The 19,895-nt window shown below is 60.7% G+C and carries 14 protein-coding genes and 1 pseudogene; 2 read left to right on the top strand and 13 right to left on the bottom strand.

Annotated features, from left to right (window positions below):
* Positions 1-107: 107 nt before the first annotated feature.
* From gcvT to arcD (ACA060_RS22220), 10 genes are all read right to left on the bottom strand, one after another.
* Positions 108-1,232, bottom strand: coding sequence for a glycine cleavage system aminomethyltransferase GcvT (gcvT, locus tag ACA060_RS22265; RefSeq protein ID WP_109634283.1), 1,125 nt, complete (start codon positions 1,230-1,232; stop codon positions 108-110).
* A 38-nt stretch (positions 1,233-1,270) separates the two neighbouring features.
* Positions 1,271-2,647, bottom strand: a complete 1,377-nt coding sequence (locus tag ACA060_RS22260; RefSeq protein WP_497313226.1) for an L-serine ammonia-lyase — start codon at positions 2,645-2,647, stop codon at positions 1,271-1,273.
* A 203-nt stretch (positions 2,648-2,850) separates the two neighbouring features.
* Positions 2,851-5,703 (bottom strand): aminomethyl-transferring glycine dehydrogenase, encoded by a 2,853-nt coding sequence (gcvP, locus tag ACA060_RS22255; protein WP_497313224.1) that lies wholly within the window; start codon positions 5,701-5,703, stop codon positions 2,851-2,853.
* Positions 5,704-5,714: 11 nt separating this feature from the next.
* Positions 5,715-6,098: a glycine cleavage system protein GcvH gene (gene gcvH / locus ACA060_RS22250; RefSeq protein WP_497313222.1), complete on the bottom strand. Its 384-nt coding sequence runs from the start codon at positions 6,096-6,098 to the stop codon at positions 5,715-5,717.
* Between the two features lie 371 nt (positions 6,099-6,469).
* Positions 6,470-7,978, bottom strand: a complete 1,509-nt coding sequence (gene gcsR, locus ACA060_RS22245) for a transcriptional regulator GcsR (RefSeq protein WP_497313220.1) — start codon at positions 7,976-7,978, stop codon at positions 6,470-6,472.
* Positions 7,979-8,134: 156 nt separating this feature from the next.
* Complete coding sequence (locus ACA060_RS22240) at positions 8,135-8,497, bottom strand: DUF5064 family protein (RefSeq protein ID WP_109634276.1); 363 nt, start codon at positions 8,495-8,497, stop codon at positions 8,135-8,137.
* A gap of 12 nt (positions 8,498-8,509) precedes the next feature.
* Complete coding sequence (arcC, locus tag ACA060_RS22235) at positions 8,510-9,439, bottom strand: carbamate kinase (RefSeq protein ID WP_109634275.1); 930 nt, start codon at positions 9,437-9,439, stop codon at positions 8,510-8,512.
* 186 nt (positions 9,440-9,625) lie between these two features.
* Positions 9,626-10,636, bottom strand: a complete 1,011-nt coding sequence (locus ACA060_RS22230; RefSeq protein ID WP_109634273.1) for an ornithine carbamoyltransferase — start codon at positions 10,634-10,636, stop codon at positions 9,626-9,628.
* Between the two features lie 70 nt (positions 10,637-10,706).
* Positions 10,707-11,963, bottom strand: coding sequence for an arginine deiminase (gene arcA, locus ACA060_RS22225; RefSeq protein ID WP_497313217.1), 1,257 nt, complete (start codon positions 11,961-11,963; stop codon positions 10,707-10,709).
* Positions 11,964-11,997: 34 nt separating this feature from the next.
* Complete coding sequence (gene arcD, locus ACA060_RS22220; protein WP_497313215.1) at positions 11,998-13,425, bottom strand: arginine-ornithine antiporter; 1,428 nt, start codon at positions 13,423-13,425, stop codon at positions 11,998-12,000.
* 514 nt (positions 13,426-13,939) lie between these two features.
* Between arcD (ACA060_RS22220) and arcD (ACA060_RS22215) the strand changes: the two genes are divergently transcribed.
* On the top strand, positions 13,940-15,367 hold the full coding sequence (gene arcD / locus ACA060_RS22215; RefSeq protein ID WP_497313213.1) for an arginine-ornithine antiporter: 1,428 nt from the start codon (positions 13,940-13,942) through the stop codon (positions 15,365-15,367).
* Positions 15,364-16,227: a DNA-3-methyladenine glycosylase family protein gene (locus tag ACA060_RS22210; RefSeq protein WP_497313211.1), complete on the top strand. Its 864-nt coding sequence runs from the start codon at positions 15,364-15,366 to the stop codon at positions 16,225-16,227. Before arcD (ACA060_RS22215) ends, ACA060_RS22210 begins: the two co-directional genes overlap by 4 nt.
* A 179-nt stretch (positions 16,228-16,406) precedes the next feature.
* Here the strand turns inward: ACA060_RS22210 and ACA060_RS22205 are convergent, their stop codons facing one another.
* From ACA060_RS22205 to ACA060_RS22195, 3 genes and pseudogenes are all read right to left on the bottom strand, one after another.
* Positions 16,407-17,738, bottom strand: a complete 1,332-nt coding sequence (locus ACA060_RS22205; protein WP_497313209.1) for a CoA transferase — start codon at positions 17,736-17,738, stop codon at positions 16,407-16,409.
* 73 nt (positions 17,739-17,811) lie between these two features.
* A complete protein-coding gene (locus tag ACA060_RS22200) occupies positions 17,812-18,567 on the bottom strand; it encodes a methyl-accepting chemotaxis protein (RefSeq protein WP_497318336.1) in 756 nt (251 codons plus the stop codon).
* A gap of 102 nt (positions 18,568-18,669) precedes the next feature.
* A pseudogene (locus tag ACA060_RS22195) lies at positions 18,670-19,686 on the bottom strand (methyl-accepting chemotaxis protein); the annotation flags it as partial.
* Between the last annotated feature and the right edge of the window lie 209 nt (positions 19,687-19,895).

The following is a 19,895-nucleotide window of genomic DNA, read 5'->3' as shown; positions in this document are numbered from 1 at the left end:
ACGTTCATAAACGAAGCTTATAACCAAAGACATGCACTGTTTTATGGCGGTTGCGTTACACATTAGTGCACTGTTAACGCAACCGCGTTACTTATAGAAACAGTCAATCAGCCGCGATAGTAGCGTTGTGGAACAAATGGCATTTTGCTTACAAGCAAAGGCACCTTTTTCCCACGAACAATCGCCCATACGGGTGTGTCGATAGCGATATAAGCGCTGTCGAGGTAGCCCATCGCCAAAGGACCGCCCAGAGTCGGGCCGAAACCACCGCTGCACACCGCGCCGATGATGTCCCCCGCTTCGTTGACGATTTCCGCGCCTTCACGCACCGGCGTGCGTTCCTGCGGCAGCAGACCCACACGCTTGCGGCTGACACCAGCTTGTTGTTGAGCGAACACCGTCTCTGCCCCAGGGAAGCCGCCAGCTCGTGCGCCATCAGCGCGACGTGGCTTGGAGATCGCCCACAACAGGCTGGCTTCGATCGGGGTGGTCTCGGTGTTCATGTCGTGGCCATAGAGGCACAGGCCGGCTTCCAGGCGCAGAGAGTCGCGAGCGCCAAGGCCGATGGCTGCCACTTCGGGTTCAGCCAGCAGGGCGCGAGCCAGGGCTTCAGCGTTGGCGGCTGGCACGGAGATTTCGAAGCCGTCTTCACCGGTGTAGCCCGAACGGCTGACAAAGCATTCGACGCCCAGCAGTTTCACGCGGGTGAACTGCATGAAGGTCATCTTCGCCACTTCAGGCGCCAAGCGTGCGAGTACGGTAACCGCGGCCGGACCTTGCAGGGCCAGCAGCGCGCGTTCTTCGAATAACGGCTCGATCGTGCACTGGTCGCCGATGTGCTGACGCAGATGCGCGAGGTCCTGATCCTTGCAGGCGGCGTTGACCACCAGGAACAGTTCGTCGTTACCCAGGTTAGCGACCATCAGGTCGTCGAGGATGCCACCGGTTTCGTTGGTGAACATCGCGTAGCGCTGCATGCCCACTGGCAAGTCGATGATGTCCACCGGCACCAGGGTTTCCAGGGCCTTGGCGGCATTGGCGCCGGTCAGGCGGATCTGGCCCATGTGCGAGACATCGAACAGCCCGGCCTGATCACGGGTGTGCTGGTGCTCCTTCATAACGCCCAACGGGTATTGCACCGGCATGTCGTAGCCGGCGAACGGCACCATGCGCGCGCCGAGTTCGATGTGCAGGGCGTGCAGCGGGGTTTTCAGCAATTGTTCGGTGGACATATTCAGCTCCTGAAAAAGTGTGCGGATGCGCGTGAGCATCAGCACTCGATAATGTTGACCGCCAAACCGCCTCGGGCGGTTTCCTTGTATTTGCTTTTCATGTCGGCGCCGGTCTGGCGCATGGTGCGGATGACCTTGTCGAGGGAGACGAAGTGCTGACCGTCTCCGCGCAGGGCCATGCGTACCGCATTGATGGCCTTGACCGAACCCATGGCGTTGCGCTCGATGCAAGGCACTTGCACCAGCCCGCCAATCGGGTCGCAGGTCAGGCCGAGGTTGTGTTCCATGCCGATTTCGGCGGCGTTTTCCACTTGCTGCACGGTGCCGCCAAGTACTTCGCACAAGGCTCCGGCCGCCATGGAACAGGCCACGCCGACTTCACCCTGACAACCGACTTCGGCGCCGGAGATCGAGGCGTTTTCCTTGTAGAGAATGCCGATCGCGGCGGCGGTCAGCAGAAAGCGTACGACGCCGTCTTCGTTGGCACCGGGGATAAAGCGCATGTAGTAATGCAGCACCGCCGGGACGATGCCTGCCGCACCGTTAGTGGGCGCAGTGACAACGCGTCCGCCGTTGGCGTTTTCTTCGTTGACCGCCAGGGCGTACAGGTTGACCCAGTCCAGCACCGACAGCGGGTCGCGCAATGACGATTCCGGGTTCTTGCACAGTTGCCGATGCAGCGCAGCAGCCCGGCGTTTGACCTTCAAGCCACCGGGCAAAATCCCTTCGTTGCGGCAACCGGCGGCAACGCAGTCCTGCATCACTTGCCAGATGTTCAGCAGACCGGTGCGGGTTTCCGCTTCCGGGCGCCAGGCACTTTCGTTGGTCAGCATCACCTGACTGATCGACAAACCGTAAGTGGTGCAGTGACCGAGCAGGTCCTTGGCGCTTTTGAACGGGAAGGTCAGCGGTGTGGCGTCTTCGACAATGCGGTCGGCGCCGGCGGCGTCTTCATCGACCACGAAACCGCCGCCAACCGAGTAATACTCGCGGCTGCTGATCTGCAGACCGGCGGCGTCGAATGCGCGAAAGATCATGCCGTTGGGGTGATAGGGCAACGGTTTGCGGATCATCGCCAGGTGTTCTTTCTCGTTGAACGTAATGCTGTGTTCGCCGAGCAGGTTCAAGCGACCATTACCGCGGATGTCTTGCAGACGGGCGGCGACGGTTTCGGTGTTCACGGTGTCCGGGTGTTCACCTTCCAGGCCGAGCAACACGGCTTTGTCGCTGCCGTGGCCTTTGCCGGTGGCGCCGAGCGAGCCGTAGAGCTCGACTTTGACGCAGGCGGTTGCGGTCAGCAGCCCTTCACGGCGCAAGCCTTCGGCGAAACGCGCAGCTGCGCGCATCGGGCCGACGGTATGAGAGCTGGAGGGGCCGATGCCAATCTTGAACAGGTCGAACACGCTTAACGACATGAGTTGTTCTCCGGTTTCTTGTTATAGGAATTGGCGGAATATCAGGCTTGGTGTATTCCCCTGTGGGAGCTGGCCTGCCAGCGATGGCAGTGTGTCAGGCGACAGAAATGGAGATTGATCCACCGCTATCGCTGGCAGGCCAGCTCCCACAGGGTTTTGTGGTGTTCTGGAAAAAGGGGCAGGTAAACCTGCCCCTCATCCGTTTAAGCGTAGCTTTCGATCGACGGGCAAGCGCAAACCAGGTTGCGATCACCAAACACGTTGTCGACGCGACCGACCGGTGGCCAGTATTTGCCTTCGATCAGCGACGCAACCGGATACACCGCTTGCTCACGGCTGTACGGATGCGTCCACTCGCCAACAATCTCCGCCGCGGTGTGCGGAGCGTTTTTCAGTGGGTTGTCTTCCTTGTCCAGCGTGCCGTTTTCCACCGCGCGGATTTCTTCACGGATGCGGATCATGGCGTCGCAGAAGCGGTCCAGTTCTTCCTTGGATTCGCTTTCGGTCGGCTCGATCATCAGCGTGCCTGCCACCGGGAAGGACATGGTCGGGGCGTGGAAGCCGAAGTCGATCAGGCGCTTGGCGACGTCATCGACGCTGATGCCGCTGCTGTCTTTCAGCGGACGCAGGTCGAGGATGCATTCGTGCGCCACCAGGCCGTTGCTGCCGGTGTAGAGCACTGGGTAATGCTCTTCGAGGCGACGGGAAATGTAGTTGGCATTGAGGATCGCCAGTTGCGAAGCGCGTTTGAGACCCGCGCCGCCCATCATCCGAATGTACATCCAGGTGATCGGCAGAATGCTCGCGCTGCCGAACGGTGCGGCGCAGACCGCGCCTTCCTTGCGCTCCATCTGGGCGTGGCCCGGCAGGAACGGGGTCAGGTGCGATTTCACGCCAATCGGGCCGACGCCCGGGCCGCCACCGCCGTGTGGAATGCAGAAGGTTTTGTGCAGGTTCAGGTGAGACACGTCGCCGCCGAACTTGCCCGGCGCGCAGAGGCCGACCATCGCGTTCATGTTGGCGCCGTCGATGTACACCTGGCCGCCGTGGTCATGAATGATGCCGCAGATTTCGCGGATGCCTTCTTCGAACACGCCGTGGGTCGACGGGTAAGTGATCATCAGCGCGGCGAGATGCTCGCGGTGCTCGATGGCCTTGGCGCGCAGGTCTTCGATGTCGACGTTGCCACGGGCATCGCACGCGGTCACGACCACGCGCATGCCGGCCATGTTGGCGGTGGCCGGGTTGGTGCCGTGAGCGGACGACGGGATCAGGCAGATGTCGCGACGGTCTTCGCCACGGCTCTGGTGATAGGCGCGAATCGCCAGCAGGCCAGCGTATTCACCCTGAGAACCAGCGTTCGGTTGCAGCGAGATCGCGTCGTAACCGGTGGCGGCGCAGAGCATCGCTTCCAGTTCGTCGGTCAGTTGCTGATAGCCGGCGCTTTGCTCGGCCGGAGCGAACGGGTGCAGGGCACCAAATTCAGCCCAGGTCACCGGGATCATTTCGCTGGCGGCGTTGAGTTTCATGGTGCACGAACCCAGCGGGATCATGGTGCGATCCAGCGCCAGGTCCTTGTCGGCGAGCTTGCGCAGGTAGCGCATCAGCTCGGTTTCCGAGTGGTAACGGTTGAACACCGGGTGGCTGAGGATTGGCGACTGGCGCACCAGTGCCGCTGGAATGGTCGCTTGAACCGAAGCGGCGAGGGCGGCGAAGTCCGGCAGGGATTTGCCGTCGGCCAGCAGGCTCCACAGGGTCTCCACATCGGCTTGCGAAGTGGTTTCGTCGAGGGACAGGCCCAGACGTTCGGCATCCACGACGCGCAGGTTGATCTGCTGGGCGTGAGCCTTGTCGTGCAGCTTGGCGGTGTTGGCGCCGGTCTTGATCGTCAGGGTGTCGAAGAAGCTTTCTTGCTCGACGTTCAGACCGATTGCTTTCAGGCCTTTGGCCAGAATCGCGGTCAGGTGATGCACGCGGTTGGCGATCTGCGTCAGGCCTTTCGGACCGTGGTACACGGCGTACATGCTGGCGATGTTGGCCAACAGCACTTGTGCGGTGCAGATGTTGCTGGTGGCCTTCTCGCGACGGATGTGTTGCTCGCGGGTCTGCATCGCCAGGCGCAGGGCCGGCTTGCCGAAACGGTCCACGGAGACGCCGACCAGACGGCCCGGCATGTCGCGTTTGAACGCATCTTTAGTCGAGAAGTAAGCAGCGTGCGGACCACCGAAGCCCAGCGGCACGCCGAAGCGTTGCGCGCTGCCAATGGCCACGTCGGCACCGAATTCGCCCGGCGGGGTCAGCACGGTCAGGGCCAGCAGGTCGGCCGCAACCGCGACCAGCGCGTTGGCGGCGTGGAAGCGTTCGGTCAGTTCGTGGTAGTCGAACACGTCACCGTTGCTCGCCGGGTATTGCAGCAGCGCGCCGAAGAACGGCGTCACGTCGGTCAGTTCGAGCTCGTCGCCAACCACCACGTCGATGCCCAAAGGCTCGGCACGGGTGCGCAGCACGTCGAGGGTTTGCGGGTGGCAATGCACGGAGGCGAAGAAGGCGTGGCTGCCCTTGTTCTTGCTCAGGCGCTTGCAGAAGGTCATCGCTTCGGCGGCGGCGGTGGCTTCATCCAGCAGCGAGGCGTTGGCGATCGGCAGGCCGGTCAGGTCGCTGATCAGGGTCTGGAAGTTCAGCAGCGCTTCGAGACGGCCCTGGGAAATTTCTGGCTGGTATGGGGTGTAGGCGGTGTACCAAGCCGGGTTTTCCAGCAGGTTGCGCAGGATCGGCGACGGCGTGTGCGTGCCGTAGTAACCCTGGCCGATGAAGGTCTTGAACAGCTGGTTTTTGCCGGCGATGGATTTGATCAAGGCCAGGGCATCGGCTTCGCTCAGGCCGTCTTCGAGACCGAGGACGCTGGTGCCTTTGATGCTCTCAGGAATGACGCTGGCGCTCAGGGCTTCCAGGGAGTCGAAACCGAGGCTGTTGAGCATGGCTTGCTCGTCGCCTGCGCGCGGGCCGATGTGGCGGGCGATGAATTCGTTGGCGGTAGAAAGGTTTACTTGAGTCATGTCAGCGCTCCTCAGGCTTCGGCGTTGGCTTTGATCAGACGGTCGTAGGCGTCCTGATCCAGCAGTTTGGAGACAGCCGAGGCGTCGGTTGGCTGGAAGCGGAAGAACCAGCCTTCGCCCAGCGGATCTTCGTTGACCAGTTCCGGGCTGCTGTCCAGCGCCGGGTTCACTTCCAGCACTTCACCGTCGAGTGGCATGTACACGCCGCTGGCGGCTTTTACCGATTCCACGGTGGCGGCTTCAGCGCCTTTGTCGTAGGACTGCAGCTCAGGCAGTTGTACGAAAACCACGTCGCCCAAGGCGTTCTGTGCGAAGGCGGTGATGCCGACAGTGACGCTGCCGTCAGCTTCGGTGCGCAGCCATTCGTGATCTTCAGTAAAACGCAACTCGCTCATGGAAACTCCTAAGGGGGCCAGACTCGTCTGGTGGACGCGATGGAATGCTCGGGCTAAAGCCCTGCTTTATGGCGGGTTACTAAGCAATTTCGCGGCCAATGTTTTTTTATCGTTATAAATCAATAGCTTAGTTTGTATGGCGGAGTGAGGAGGATCGATGGCTGTAGCGAAATCGCTACAGCAAGAGGCGAAGAAAAAAGCCTAGGTGGATCAAAGCCTTGCACGGCGGTGATCAGGGGAGAGTGTAGCGATATCGTTCCGCTGTAGCGCTTTCAGTACAGATGGAGGTCGTTTTTGAGCTCGGTCCTGAAGGCTATGCCGACCCATGTGGGAGCGAGCAAGCCCGCTCCCACATTTTGACTGAGTAGGCCTCACTGCTTATTGGGTATGCCGTACTTGCGCAGTCGGTGGGCAATCGCGGTGTGGGAAGTTTGCAGGCGGCTCGCCAGTTGCCGGGTCGAGGGGTAGCTGACGTACAGCTTTTCCAGCAGGGTTTTCTCGAACTCTTCCATCGCCTGTTCAAGGCTGTCGACTTCGCTGTCACTCTGGCGCGCCACGGATGTGCCAGCGATGTCGAGGTCGCCGATGTCGACCAGGCTGCTTTCGCAAATTGCTGCTGCACGGAAGATCACGTTCTGCAATTGCCGCACGTTGCCCGGCCAGCGGTTACCCAGCAATGCCGGGTACGTGCCGGGGGCCAGTCGGCATACCGGGCGCTGGATCTGCGCGCAGGCCTGCTGCATGAAATAGCGGGCCAGCAGCAGGATGTCCTGACCGCGTTCGCGCAGGGGCGGGACTTCGACGTTGAGGACGTTGAGGCGATAGAACAAATCTTCGCGGAACGAACCTTCGCTGACCATTTTTTCCAGATTGCGGTGGGTTGCGCTGAGGATCCGTACGTTGACCTTCACCTCGCGATCGCCCCCGACTCGACGGAAGCTGCCGTCGTTGAGGAACCTCAGCAACTTCGCCTGCAAGTACGGCGACATCTCGCCGATCTCATCCAGAAACACCGTACCTTGGTTGGCCAGTTCCATCAGTCCCGGTTTACCGCCCCGTTGCGCGCCGGTGAAGGCACCGGGGGCGTAGCCGAACAGTTCGCTTTCGGCGAGGTTCTCTGGCAATGCCGCGCAGTTCAGCGCCAGGAACGGCGAACTGTGCCGCGCGCTGATCGCATGGCAGGCCCGCGCCACCAGTTCCTTGCCGGTGCCGGTTTCGCCCTGGATCAGTAGCGGCGCATCAAGGGCCGCCACCCGCTGGGCGCGCGCCTTGAGGGTTCGAATCGCCGGGGATTCGCCGAGCAACGCGTCAAAACCTTCGGCGTGATCGTGGTGCAGCGCCGAGAGACGTTCGCCGATGCGGTTCGGTTGATACAGGGTCAGCAGGGCGCCGGCGTCGGTGATCGGGGTAGCGTCCAGCAGCAGGGTCTGACCGTTGACGGTGATTTCGCGCAGTGGCAGGCGGAAGCCGTTTTCGAGCAATACGCCGAGCAGCGCCGGGTCGGCAAACAGGTCGGCGACACTTTCGCCGGCCGGCTCACGGTCATACAAAGCGATCAGCGCCGGGTTGGCCAGCAGCACTTTGCCGTCGCTGTCGAGGGCCAGCACCGGGTCGGTCATGGCGGCGAGCAGCGCATCGAGCTGCAAGTGCCGACGTTGGCCGGGCAGGATGTCGACCACCGTCATCGCTTGCACGCCACGCACGCTGAGCAAGGCGTCGCGCAGCTCTTCGAGCACGTCAGGGCTCAGGGTCGGCGCGTCGATGTAAACGTTGGGCGGGACCATTTCCACCGCATCCAGATTGAGATTGCGCCCACCGAGCAGGGCCAGGACTTCCTGGGTAATGCCGACGCGGTCGATGAAGCTGACGTGGATACGCATGGGGCGGTTTTGGGTTCTGGAATACGGAGGGTGGCAAGTATGCCTTGGGGCGGGCGAATGGTGAAATCCTGCGCGGGACTTCAGAGCAACGATGATCCCCTGTGGGAGCGAGCAAGCCCGCTCCCACAGGTACAGCGTTCATCCAGGGAATTGGGGTTACTCGAAGTTCTCGAGGTTGACCGGGTCGCCGGACTTCATATCCAACTGCTTTCGGATGTCTTCAAACATTAAATCGTAATGCTTGTGAACCGAGCCGATCTGGCTGTGTGTCTTCGGAATTCCGTACTTCTCGGCGATCTTTGTCACGTTGTTGGCGAAGTTGTAAGCCTCCTCCTTGGGCAGAAAGAAGGTCTCTGTCATGTCCTTTCCCTGCATGCTGCCGTGCATGGTGAACTGGATGCCTTTATCCCCTTTGTCGTTCTTGCTGACCTCATAGTCGAGGTGCACGTTGTAGTTGACATCATCCGGGGTCAGCGCGTGGCGCTCGATGTGCAAGTGGCCGGGCTCGAACGTTGCCATTGACGTTTCTCCTTATAAATAAGTAATGCCAGGTTTTGCCGTGCTGATACGGGTGCCGGCCTTGCCCTGGACGATCGCTTCGATGTCCGAGAGTGAACCGATCACCGCAGTTTTTCCAGTATGGCGGGCGAACTCGCAGGCTGCCTGCACCTTTGGTCCCATGGAGCCGGCGGCGAAGCCGAGTTTTTCCATGTCGTCGGGGTGGGCTTGGGCGATGGCTTTCTGGGTCGGTTTGCCGAAGTCGATGAACGCCGCGCTGACGTCGGTGGCAATCACCAGCAGATCGCTTTCCAGCTGTTCGGCCAGCAGCGCCGAGCACAGGTCCTTGTCGATTACCGCTTCCACGCCTTGCAGCTTGCCGTGGGCACCGTACATCGTCGGGATGCCGCCACCGCCGGCGCAGATCACAATGCTGCCTTTTTCCAGCAACCACTTGATCGGGCGGATTTCGAAGATGCGTTTGGGTCTTGGACTGGCCACTACACGACGGTATTTATCGCCGTCCGGGGCAATCGCCCAGCCTTTTTCGGCAGCGAGTTTCTCTGCTTCGGCCTTGGTGTAGACCGGGCCGATGGGTTTGCTCGGGGCCTGGAACGCCGGGTCGTTGGGATCGACTTCGACCTGGGTGAGCAGGGTCGCAAAGGGCACTTCGAAGTCCAGCAGGTTGCCCAGTTCCTGTTCGATGATGTAGCCGATCATGCCTTCGGTTTCGGCACCGAGCACGTCCAGCGGATAAGGCGAAACCGAGGTGTAGGCCGCGGCTTGCAGCGACAGCAGGCCAACCTGCGGACCATTGCCGTGAGCGATCACCAGTTCGTTGCCGGCATAAATCTTGGCGATCTGTTCGGTGGCGATCCGGATGTTGGCGCGTTGATTGTCCGCGGTCATGGGTTCACCCCGGCGGAGCAGGGCGTTACCGCCCAGAGCAACGACGATACGCATGGTGCATGTCCTTCTAAAAGAGCAGTAAGCGGGCAACTCGGTCTGTCGATGGAACCCTGACCCTGTGGGAGCGAGCCTGCTCGCGATGGGATCGCCGCGGTCTGTCAGATGCACCGCGGCGCTGCCATCGCTGGCAGGCCAGCTCCCACATTGACCATGTTCCGTCAGTGAGAGCCGCGTGAGCCGTTAGATATCCGCCAGCGCCGATACCAGAATCGCCTTGATGGTGTGCATGCGGTTTTCCGCTTGCTCGAAGGCGATGTTGGCCGGCGATTCGAAGACTTCTTCAGTCACTTCGACACCGTTGGCCAAGTGCGGATACCGCGCGGCGATGTCTTTGCCGACCTTGGTTTCGCTGTTGTGGAACGCCGGCAGGCAGTGCATGAACTTCACGCGCGGATTGCCGGAGGCCTTCATCATCGCGGCGTTGACCTGGTACGGCAGCAGTTGCTCGATGCGCTCGTCCCACGCTTCCACCGGCTCACCCATGGACACCCAGATATCGGTGTGGATGAAGTCCACGCCCTTGACCGCTTCTTTCGGGTCTTCGGTGATGGTGATGCGTGCGCCGCTTTCTTCAGCGAATGCCTTGCACTGGTCGATGAAATCCTGATGCGGCCACAGGGCTTTTGGTGCGGCGATGCGCACGTCCATGCCGAGTTTGGCGCCGATCATCAGCAGCGAGTTGCCCATGTTGTAGCGTGCGTCGCCGAGGTAGGCGTAGCTGATGTCGTGCAGCGGTTTGTCGCTGTGCTCACGCATGGTCAGGGTGTCGGCAATCATTTGCGTCGGGTGGAATTCAGCAGTCAAGCCGTTGAACACCGGCACACCGGCGAACTTGGCCAGCTCCTCGACAATTTCCTGTTCGAAGCCGCGGTACTCGATGGCGTCGAACATCCGCCCCAGCACGCGGGCGGTGTCTTTCATGCTTTCCTTGTGGCCGATCTGCGACGACACCGGGTCGATGTAGGTGACGTGGGCGCCCTGGTCATGGGCCGCGACTTCGAAGGCGCAACGGGTGCGGGTCGAGGTTTTTTCGAAGATCAGCGCGATGTTCTTGCCTTGCAGGTGTGGACGCTCGGTGCCGGTGTATTTGGCGCGCTTGAGGTCACGGGACAGGTCCAGCAGGTAATTGAGCTCGCGAGTCGTGTGGTGCATCAGCGAGAGCAGGCTGCGGTTGCGCATGTTGAAAGCCATGGTTGGATCTCCTTTGGTTTCGGTTATCCGCCGGCTTCACGCTTTATGAGCGCGAAGCCGGGCACAGGAATTAATAGTCGATAGGGTCGCGAATGATCGGGCAGGTCATGCAGTGGCCGCCGCCACGGCCGCGTCCGAGTTCGCCGGCACTGATGGTGATGACTTCCACCCCGGCCTTGCGCAGCAGGGTGTTGGTGTAGGTGTTGCGGTCATAACCGATCACCACGCCGGGCTCCACGGCCACCACGTTGTTGCCGTCGTCCCATTGCTCGCGTTCGGCGGCGAAGCTGTTGCCGCCGGTTTCCACCACGCGCAACGTTTTGAGGTTGAGGGCCTTGGCCACGGTGTCGAGGAAGTTGGTTTCTTCGCGGCGAATGTCGATGCCGCCCGGTTTGCTTTCGTCAGGGCGCAGGGTGAAGGCGACGATCTGGTTCACCACTTCCGGGAAGATCGTCACCAGGTCGCGGTCGCAGAAGCTGAACACGGTGTCCAGGTGCATCGCGGCGCGGGATTTCGGCAGGCCGGCAACGATGACTTTCTCGACGGCTTTGTTCTTGAACAGGTTCACCGCCAGTTGGCCGATCGCCTGGCGGGACGAGCGTTCGCCCATGCCGATCAACACCACGCCGTTGCCGATTGGCATCACGTCGCCGCCTTCAAGGGTGGCGCTGCCGTGATCCTGATCGGGGTCGCCGTACCAGATTTCGAAGTCGGCGTTGGTGAACTGTGGATGGAATTTATAAATGGCGGTGGCCAGCAGGGTTTCCTGTCGACGCGCCGGCCAGTACATCGGGTTCAGCGTCACGCCACCGTAGATCCAGCAGGTGGTGTCGCGAGTGAATTGGGTGTTGGGCAGCGGCGGCAGAATGAAGCTGGAGTGGCCGAGGAAATCGCGGAACATCTGAATGGTCTTGCCGCCGAAGCTGTCCGGCAAATCATCAGCGGAAACGCCGCCAATCAGGAACTCGGCGATATGCCGCGGTTCCAGGCTGCGCAGCCACGAACCCACTTCGTTGATCAGGCCCAGGCCGACCGAGTTGGCAGTGACCTTGCGTTCCAGGATCCAGTCCAGCGCTTCAGGGATGACGACGATGTCGGTCAGCAGGTTATGCATTTCCAGAACGTCGATGTTGCGTTCACGCATTTTGGTGACGAAGTCGAAGTGGTCACGCTTGGCCTGGGCCACCCACAGCACATCGTCGAAGAGCAGCTCGTCACAGTTGTTCGGGGTCAGCCGCTGGTGGGCCAGGCCGGGGGAGCAAACCATGACTTTGCGCAGTTTGCCGGCTTCGGAATGGACGCCGTACTTAACTTTTTCCGTGGTCATTACCGTGATCCTCCAGATGACAAAAAATGGGGTGTTACAGAGTCAGGAAGCCGTCATACAGCCCGTAGGCCGCCACCAGGGCGCCCGCGACGACGGCTGCGAAAATCAGCTTCTCGACGTTGGTGAAAACCGGTTTGTTGACTTCAAGCTTGGCCTTGGCGAACAGGATCGCGCCAGGCGCATAGAGCAGGGCGGAGAGCAGCAGGTATTTGACGCCGCCGGCATAAATCAGCCAGACCGCGTAGATCAAGGCGACGGCGCCGATGAACAGGTCTTTGCTGCGTTCGGACGCGGCGTTTTCATAGCTCTCGCCGCGCACCGCCAGCAGCAGCGCGTAAGCCGCCGACCACAGATACGGCACCAGAATCATCGAGGTGGCGAGGTAGATCAGCGACAGGTAAGTGCTGGCGGAAAACAGGGTGATGATCAGGAACACCTGCACCATCGCGTTGGTCAGCCACAAGGCGTTGACCGGCACATGGTTGGCGTTTTCCTTGCGCAGGAACGCCGGCATGGTGTGGTCCTTGGCGGCAGCGAACATGATCTCCGCACACAGCAGCACCCACGACAGCAGCGCACCCAGCAGGGAAATGATCAGACCGACGCTGATCAGTGCCGCGCCCCACGGACCAACGACATGTTCCAGCACCGCTGCCATCGACGGGTTCTGCAGTTTGGCCAGTTCCGGTTGGGTCATGATGCCCAGGGACAGGACGTTCACCAGCACCAGGAACAGCAGCACGGTGATAAAGCCGATCACGGTGGCTTTACCGACATCGCTGCGTTTTTCCGCCCGGGCCGAGAAGATGCTCGCGCCTTCGATGCCGATGAACACCCAGACGGTGACCAGCATCATGTTGCGTACCTGGTTCATCACGCTGCCCAGGTCCGGGTTTTTCAAGCCCCAGATGTCCGCGGTGAAGATGTCCAGTTTGAAGGCGAAAATTGCGATCAGGACAAACAGCAGCAGCGGCACGATCTTGGCGACAGTGGTCACCAGGTTGATGAACGCCGCTTCCTTGATCCCCCGCAGCACGAGGAAATGCACACCCCAGAGCAGCACCGACGCACCGATCACTGCAGCAACGGTGTTGCCTTCGCCGAAGATCGGGAAGAAATAACCGAGGGTGCTGAACAGCAGAACGAAGTAACCGACGTTGCCCAGCCAGGCACTGATCCAGTAACCCCAGGCGGACGAGAAACCCATGTAATCGCCGAACCCGGCCTTGGCGTAGGCGTAGACACCGCCGTCCAGATCAGGTTTTCGGTTAGCAAGGGTCTGGAAGACAAACGCGAGGGTCAGCATGCCGACGGCGGTAATGGCCCAACCGATCAGCACGGCACCGACGTCGGCACTGGCGGCCATGTTCTGGGGCAAAGAGAAGATCCCGCCACCAATCATCGAGCCGACAACCAGCGCGACGAGTGCACCGAGTTTCAGTTTTCCGGGGGATTCAGACATTGCATGACTCCAGTGCAGGAGAAGAGAGAAAACAGTTTAATTTCGTTTGCTGTTCAATCATCTGACTTAGATCAATGCATGCTCACATTCCATTGTTAATTAAAGACTTACAGGTTTTTGGAAGGCATGAGACTATTGCCGCAAAAGCCATTTCCAGAGGCCTCAGCTATTGGAAGAAGAATTAACGCGTACCCATTGAAGTCTAGACGCTAGTTTGTTTTTGGGTTTTAGCAAGTATTGCTCCCTGATTTCGGAGCCCTATTGATTTATTAGGATTGTCCGACAAAAGCGCTATTTCTTTTGGTCGCAATAGAGTGAAAGGTTATAAATAAATATGGCCGTTGGCATTAATTAATAAACATTATTACGCTGTCTCTATTTAGTTAAAGTCATCTATTTGGGGCGAGTGACTTGGCTCCCGTTGGGGCGTGTACCGGCTCAAACAGGGACTGCTGTGCAGTCAGCGGGAGCAAGCTCCTAGCCACCTATTCAGTGCAGTAAAAGGGGATGTCGCATGTCGCAACCGACGCAAAAGCTTCGCCTGAGTGCGCTGATCGCCCTGGTGGTGGGATCGATGATCGGCGGCGGGATTTTTTCCTTGCCGCAAAACATGGCGGCGCGTGCCGATGCCGGGGCGATATTGATCGGTTGGGCGATCACCGCGGTAGGCATGTTGACCCTGGCCTTCGTGTTCCAGACTTTGGCCAATCGCAAGCCTGAACTTGACTCCGGGGTGTACGCCTACGCCAAGGCCGGGTTCGGCGATTACATGGGGTTTTCCTCGGCCTGGGGTTACTGGATCAGTGCCTGGCTGGGCAACGTCGGTTATTTCGTGTTGCTGTTCAGCACCCTCGGCTATTTTTTTCCGGTGTTTGGCCAGGGCAATACGCCGATCGCCATCGGCTGCGCCTCGGTGCTGCTGTGGGCCGTGCATTTTCTGGTGCTGCGCGGGATCAAGGAGGCGACGTTCATCAATCAGCTGACCACCGTGGCCAAGATCGTGCCGCTGATCATGTTCATCATCATCGCCGCCGTAGCTTTCAAGGCTGACATCTTCACCCGTGACATATGGGGCCGCAGCAACCCGAATTTCGGCGGCGTGATGGACCAGGTGCGCAACATGATGCTGGTCACCGTGTTCGTGTTCATCGGCATTGAAGGCGCCAGTGTGTATTCGGCAAGAGCGGAGAAACGCTCGGACGTCGGCCGGGCCACGGTCATCGGTTTTATCGGCGTGTTGGCGTTGCTGGTGCTGGTGAACGTATTGTCCCTGGGGATCATGAGCCAGCCCGAACTGGCCACCCTGCAGAACCCGTCGCTGGCCGCAGTGCTGGAACACATTGTCGGCCCTTGGGGCGCGCTATTGATCAGCATCGGCCTGGCGATTTCGCTACTCGGTGCATTGCTGTCCTGGGCGCTGCTCTGCGCCGAAATCCTCTTCGCCACGGCCAAGGACAAGACCATGCCGGCCTTCCTGACCAAGGAAAACGCCAACCGTGTGCCAGTCAATGCGCTGTGGCTGACCAATGTGATGATCCAGATTTTCCTGCTGATCACCCTGTTTTCCGCCGGCACTTACACCAGCCTGATCTACCTTGCTTCTTCGATGATTCTGGTGCCATACCTGTGGTCGGCGGCGTACGCGGTGCTGTTGAGCGGGCGCGGCGAAACTTACGAGCATGCGTCGGCCGAGCGCACCAAAGACCTGATGATCGGCGGCATCGCCCTAGGTTACGCAGTGTGGCTGTTGTATGCGGGCGGGGTGAAATATTTGCTACTGTCGGCGTTGTTGTATGCGCCAGGAGTGATCTTGTTTGCCAAGGCCAAGCATGAGCAGGGCGAGCCGTTGTTCACGCATATCGAGAAAGGGATTTTTACCTGTGTCATCAGCGGAGCAGGGCTGGCGGCGTACGGGTTGTACAGCGGGTTGCTGTCGTTGTGAAAGTGCTGCTGGCGTATCAACCGCCGTATGACTGGTCGGCAATGTTGGGTTTTTTGTCGGCGCGGGCGGTGGCCGGGATGGAAACGCTGGCCGATGGCGTTTACTCGCGCAGCATCGGGTTGAACGGTGTTCACGGTACGTTTTCGATCCTCCCCGTGGCGGGCGATGCGCTGGAAGTGACGCTGGATTTTCCTGATCTGGCGGCCATCCCGCAGATCGTCGCGCGGCTGCGACGGATGTTTGATCTGGATGCGGATTTGCCGGCGATCCATCAGCAACTGGTCGCTGATTCGTTGATGGAGCGGTTGATTGCCGAGCGTCCGGGTCAGCGTGTGCCGGGTGCCTGGGATGGATTGGAGCTGGCAGTTCGTGCGGTACTCGGGCAGCAGATTACCGTGGGTGCGGCGATCAAATTGGCGGGGAAACTGGTGGCGCAGTATGGACAGCCCTTGCCGTCGCCGATACCGGGATTGACGCATGTGTTTCCTGACGCAGCCGTGTTGGCGGAGGCGGATCTGGCGACGTTGGGCATGCCGAAAAGTCGCGGTCGGACCTTGTCCGGCGTGGCTCAGGCGTTGCTGGATGATCCGTTGCTGTTTGAGCCGGGACGGGAGGGCGGTGTGGCGCGGTTGCTGGCGTTGCACGGGATCGGCGACTGGACGGCGCAGTACATTGCGTTACGGCAGTTGCGGGAGATGGACGCGTTTCCGAGTGGGGATGTGGGGTTGATCAATGCGCTGGCGGCGCTTGAGGGTGGGGCGGTGACGGCGCGGGAGTTGTTGCTGCGGGCCGAGGCTTGGCGGCCCTGGCGTGGGTATGCGGCGCAGCTTCTTTGGACGTCGCTGAGCCGGATGGATTGAGTTGTTTGTTCCGGCCTCATCGCCAGCAGGCTGGCTCCCACAGGTTGTGTGATCGACATAAATCCGCTGTGGGGCAACTGTCTTGATTTTGATGATTTGGTTGGGCTGGCTCCCACAGGTTTTGTGAACGATACAGATTCACTGTGGGAGCCAGCCTGCTGGCGATGGGGCCAGGACGGTCACCACCACTGCGCGCGGTGGGAACCCAATTCAGCCGCCGGAAGCGCCCACTGCAAGGGCGTCCCGGTGATTTTCAACGGCACATGAAGCCGATGCGCCGCCCCCCAGGGCGTCTGCTCAATCAACATCCCTTGATCGTTTTCATCTTCTGCCCGCAACGCTTCATCCGTCCCGGCACCGTTTTCAATCAACAACTTTGCGGTGCGCGCCAACGACAATCTGGCCGACCCACCACGCCCCAACAACGTGATCGCCGCAGCCGCCATCAAATACCCGGTCGCATGGTCAAGCGCCTGAACCGGCAACGGTGTCGGCTTGTCCGTTTTCTTCCAGTGCATGCCCGCATCAGCAATTCCGCTGCTCATCTGCACCAGGCTGTCGAAGCCGCGGCGGTGCTGCCACGGGCCGCTCCAGCCATAGGCGTTGAGGCATACATCGATCAGGCCCGGTGCCAGCTTTTCACGCTCGCAGGCACTGTAACCCAGCTTTTCCAGTGCGTCGGCGCGGTAGCCGTGGAGGATGATATCGGCGTCCTTGAGCAGGCTTTCGAACACGGCTCGATCGTCATGGTTGTGCAGGTCCAGCCGCGCACAACGTTTGCCCAAGGTGACTTCAGGCACCACGCCCGGTTCGCTCCAGGTCGGTGGGTCGATGCGCAACACATCGGCGCCGAGACCCGCGAGGAAACGGCTGGCGACAGGGCCTGCGAGCACGCGCGTGAGGTCCAGCACCTTGATTCCGGCCAGCGGTTGCGCCACAGAACCGATCCATGGTTTCGCGTGTTGACCGCTGTCGGCGCTGAACTGAATCAACGGCTCGGCGTTAACCGCCAAGCCTTGGGGATGCGCCTGCCATTGTGCCCAGCTGCGCATTTCGGCGGCGCAACCACCGGCATCGACCACGGCCTGTTCCAGATCGGTTTTCGCCCATTGCGCGACCTTGCTCGCCATCGCGGCACGGTCGGCACAGGCGCCGAGCACGCTTTCGGCGGCGGCGCGGTGATGCGGCGCGTTGGTGTGCAGACGGATCCAGCCGTCCTTGGTGGCGTAGTCGCCGGCCACCGGGTCCCACAGCGGCGGAACGCTCCAGCCCACGGGGCGAATCGAGGTGGCAAACCAGAAAGACGCGAGGCGGCGGTCGACTTCAAGGCTGGGCAAACGACCGGTGTGCTGCTGCAGTAATTCGCTGACCGTTTGACCGGCGGCCGCGATGCTGGCGCAGGCCAGGTCAGTCACGGCAAACGCCGAGGGCAGGGCGCCGCTCGACGTAAAAGAAATCGGTGTGTGCGGCAAGCCGAGTGCGGCTTGAATGGACGTGAGTAAACCAGTCATCGAAGGCCCTCCGGAACGAGAGCCCGAGCATAGATCAAAACACTGCTCCCACAGGGGATCTGCGGTGGGCCAATTACACGCGGAACTGATCCATCAATTTCATCTGGTGGGTGGTCAGGGAGTTGAGCTGGCTGCTGATCTGCGCCGATTCGGTGGCCTGGCCAGTCAGGGTTTCGGTGACGGTGCGGATCGCCGAGACGTTGCGATTGACCTCTTCGGCCACCGCGCTTTGCTGTTCGGCGGCGCTGGCGATTTGCAGGTTCATGTCGCTGATCACGGTGACTGCGTCGCTGATTTTGCTCAAAGCTTGCACCGCTTGCTGGATCTGCCCGGCGTTGCTGTGGGCCTGGGTCTGGCTCGAATGCATGGTGGCGACCACGCCGCGGGTGCCGGTCTGGATGCGCTCGATGACGATGCGGATTTCTTCCACCGAATCCTGGGTGCGTTTGGCCAGGTTGCGCACTTCATCGGCGACCACCGCAAACCCACGACCGCTTTCACCGGCACGTGCCGCTTCGATGGCTGCGTTGAGGGCCAGCAGGTTGGTTTGCTCGGCGATACTGCGGATCACTTCCAGCACCGAACCGATCTGCTCGCTGTTGACCGCCAGCGCTTCGACTTCGGTCACGGCCTTGCTGACTTCGTCGGCCAGTTGATTGATGTCGCGGGTGCTGCGTTCGATGATCGACATGCCATCTCGCGCCGATTGATCCGCACCTTTGGCCGCGTTGGCGGCGTTCGACGCGCTGTTGGCGACCTCGTGGGCGGTGGCGCTCATTTCGTTGGACGCGGTGGCGACCTGGTCGATTTCGCGGAACTGCACTTGCATGCCTTCGCTGGTCTGACGGGCAATCTCCGAAGACTGGTCGGCGGTGCCACGGGCGTCGGTGATGCTTTGTTTGATCTGCGCGATGGTCGGTTGCAGCTTGTCGAGGAAACGGTTGAACCAGCTGACCAGTTCGCCCAGTTCATCTTTCTTGCTGTAGTGCAGGCGTTGCGTCAGGTCACCGTCTCCGCTGGCAATCGCCTTGAGCATTTCGGCGACGCTGTTGATCGGCCGGGTCACGCCCGAGGCGGTGAGCCAGATCAGCAACAGGCCGACCAGACCGGCAGCGACAGCCACCAGCACCGCTTTGATCGTGCCGCTTTGCTGGGCGTCATCGAGTACCGCTTGCAGCTTCACCGAATCGGCCAGCAGCACTTGTTTCGGCAGGTCGATCACCACACCCCAGGCTTTGGAGTCGCTGATCGGGCTGACCGGGTACACCGCACGGATCACATCGCCTTGTTCGAGGATTTTCGGCGAGCCGCCGCTGAGCAGTTGCAGGATGTCCTTGCCGTCTGCGCCCAGGGTGGCATCGATGCTTTTGCCGACCTTGGTCGCGTCGACGCTATAACCGGCCAGTACACCGCTGCCGGAGACGATCAGCATGTGCCCGGCGCTGTTGAACAGGTCACGTTGGGAGTCGACCGCGGCCGCTTGCAGGGCGTCGAGGGCGATGTCCACGCCGACCACACCGATGGATTTGCCGTCCACCAACAGCGGCACGGAAATGGTGGTCATCAGCATTTCCTTGCCGCCGACGGTGTCGGCATACGGGTCCAGCAGGCAGGTGCGCTTGCTGTCGCGAGGGCAGGTGTACCAGCTGTTGTAAGGCGTGCCGCTGAGGCTCAAGGTGGTTTTGGTCATGTCGTCTTCGACCATGATCGTGTTAATCCCGGCCCCGCCAGCACGGCTCCAGTAACTGGCGAAACGCCCGGCTTCGTTGGACTGGCGCGCCGCGTCGTTGGCGAATTCACTGTCCTTGCCGTCGAGGCCATTGGGCTCGAACGCCAGCCAGATTCCCAGCACTTTGCTGTTGCGCTCGAACGCGGTTTTCAGGCTCTGGTTCAACTCTTCACGCAGGGCCCCGGCTTCAAGCGAGCGCTTGGCGGCCAGGGCGCGCATGTCCTTGATCTGATCGGCCAGGGCGGTCACCACCAACAGGCTTTCACCGAACGTCTTCTGCACCCGTACCGCTTGCTCGGCGGCCTTGGCCTGGAGCAGGTCCTGCACGCTGGCGGTGAGCATCTTGCTGCTCGAGGCACTGACCAGTTCATCGTTCTGGTTGGTCTGGTAAATGTTCATGCCGACGATCAACGAGACCACGCCAAGCA

It is taken from the genome of Pseudomonas sp. LBUM1671 (assembly GCF_059695685.1).
This window is presented reverse-complemented; position numbering and strand designations above follow the sequence as displayed.

What these genes read in the sequence shown, in the direction of transcription:
- gcvT (WP_109634283.1), bottom strand. Translation starts at nt 1,232, where the DNA reads ATGTCCACCGAACAATTGCTGAAAACCCCGCTGCACGCCCTGCACATC.
- ACA060_RS22260 (WP_497313226.1), bottom strand. Translation starts at nt 2,647, where the DNA reads ATGTCGTTAAGCGTGTTCGACCTGTTCAAGATTGGCATCGGCCCCTCC.
- gcvP (WP_497313224.1), bottom strand. Translation starts at nt 5,703, where the DNA reads ATGACTCAAGTAAACCTTTCTACCGCCAACGAATTCATCGCCCGCCAC.
- gcvH (WP_497313222.1), bottom strand. Translation starts at nt 6,098, where the DNA reads ATGAGCGAGTTGCGTTTTACTGAAGATCACGAATGGCTGCGCACCGAA.
- gcsR (WP_497313220.1), bottom strand. Translation starts at nt 7,978, where the DNA reads ATGCGTATCCACGTCAGCTTCATCGACCGCGTCGGCATTACCCAGGAA.
- ACA060_RS22240 (WP_109634276.1), bottom strand. Translation starts at nt 8,497, where the DNA reads ATGGCAACGTTCGAGCCCGGCCACTTGCACATCGAGCGCCACGCGCTG.
- arcC (WP_109634275.1), bottom strand. Translation starts at nt 9,439, where the DNA reads ATGCGTATCGTCGTTGCTCTGGGCGGTAACGCCCTGCTCCGCCGGGGT.
- ACA060_RS22230 (WP_109634273.1), bottom strand. Translation starts at nt 10,636, where the DNA reads ATGGCTTTCAACATGCGCAACCGCAGCCTGCTCTCGCTGATGCACCAC.
- arcA (WP_497313217.1), bottom strand. Translation starts at nt 11,963, where the DNA reads ATGACCACGGAAAAAGTTAAGTACGGCGTCCATTCCGAAGCCGGCAAA.
- arcD (WP_497313215.1), bottom strand. Translation starts at nt 13,425, where the DNA reads ATGTCTGAATCCCCCGGAAAACTGAAACTCGGTGCACTCGTCGCGCTG.
- arcD (WP_497313213.1), top strand. Translation starts at nt 13,940, where the DNA reads ATGTCGCAACCGACGCAAAAGCTTCGCCTGAGTGCGCTGATCGCCCTG.
- ACA060_RS22205 (WP_497313209.1), bottom strand. Translation starts at nt 17,738, where the DNA reads ATGACTGGTTTACTCACGTCCATTCAAGCCGCACTCGGCTTGCCGCAC.
- ACA060_RS22200 (WP_497318336.1), bottom strand. Translation starts at nt 18,567, where the DNA reads ATGCAAGTGCAGTTCCGCGAAATCGACCAGGTCGCCACCGCGTCCAAC.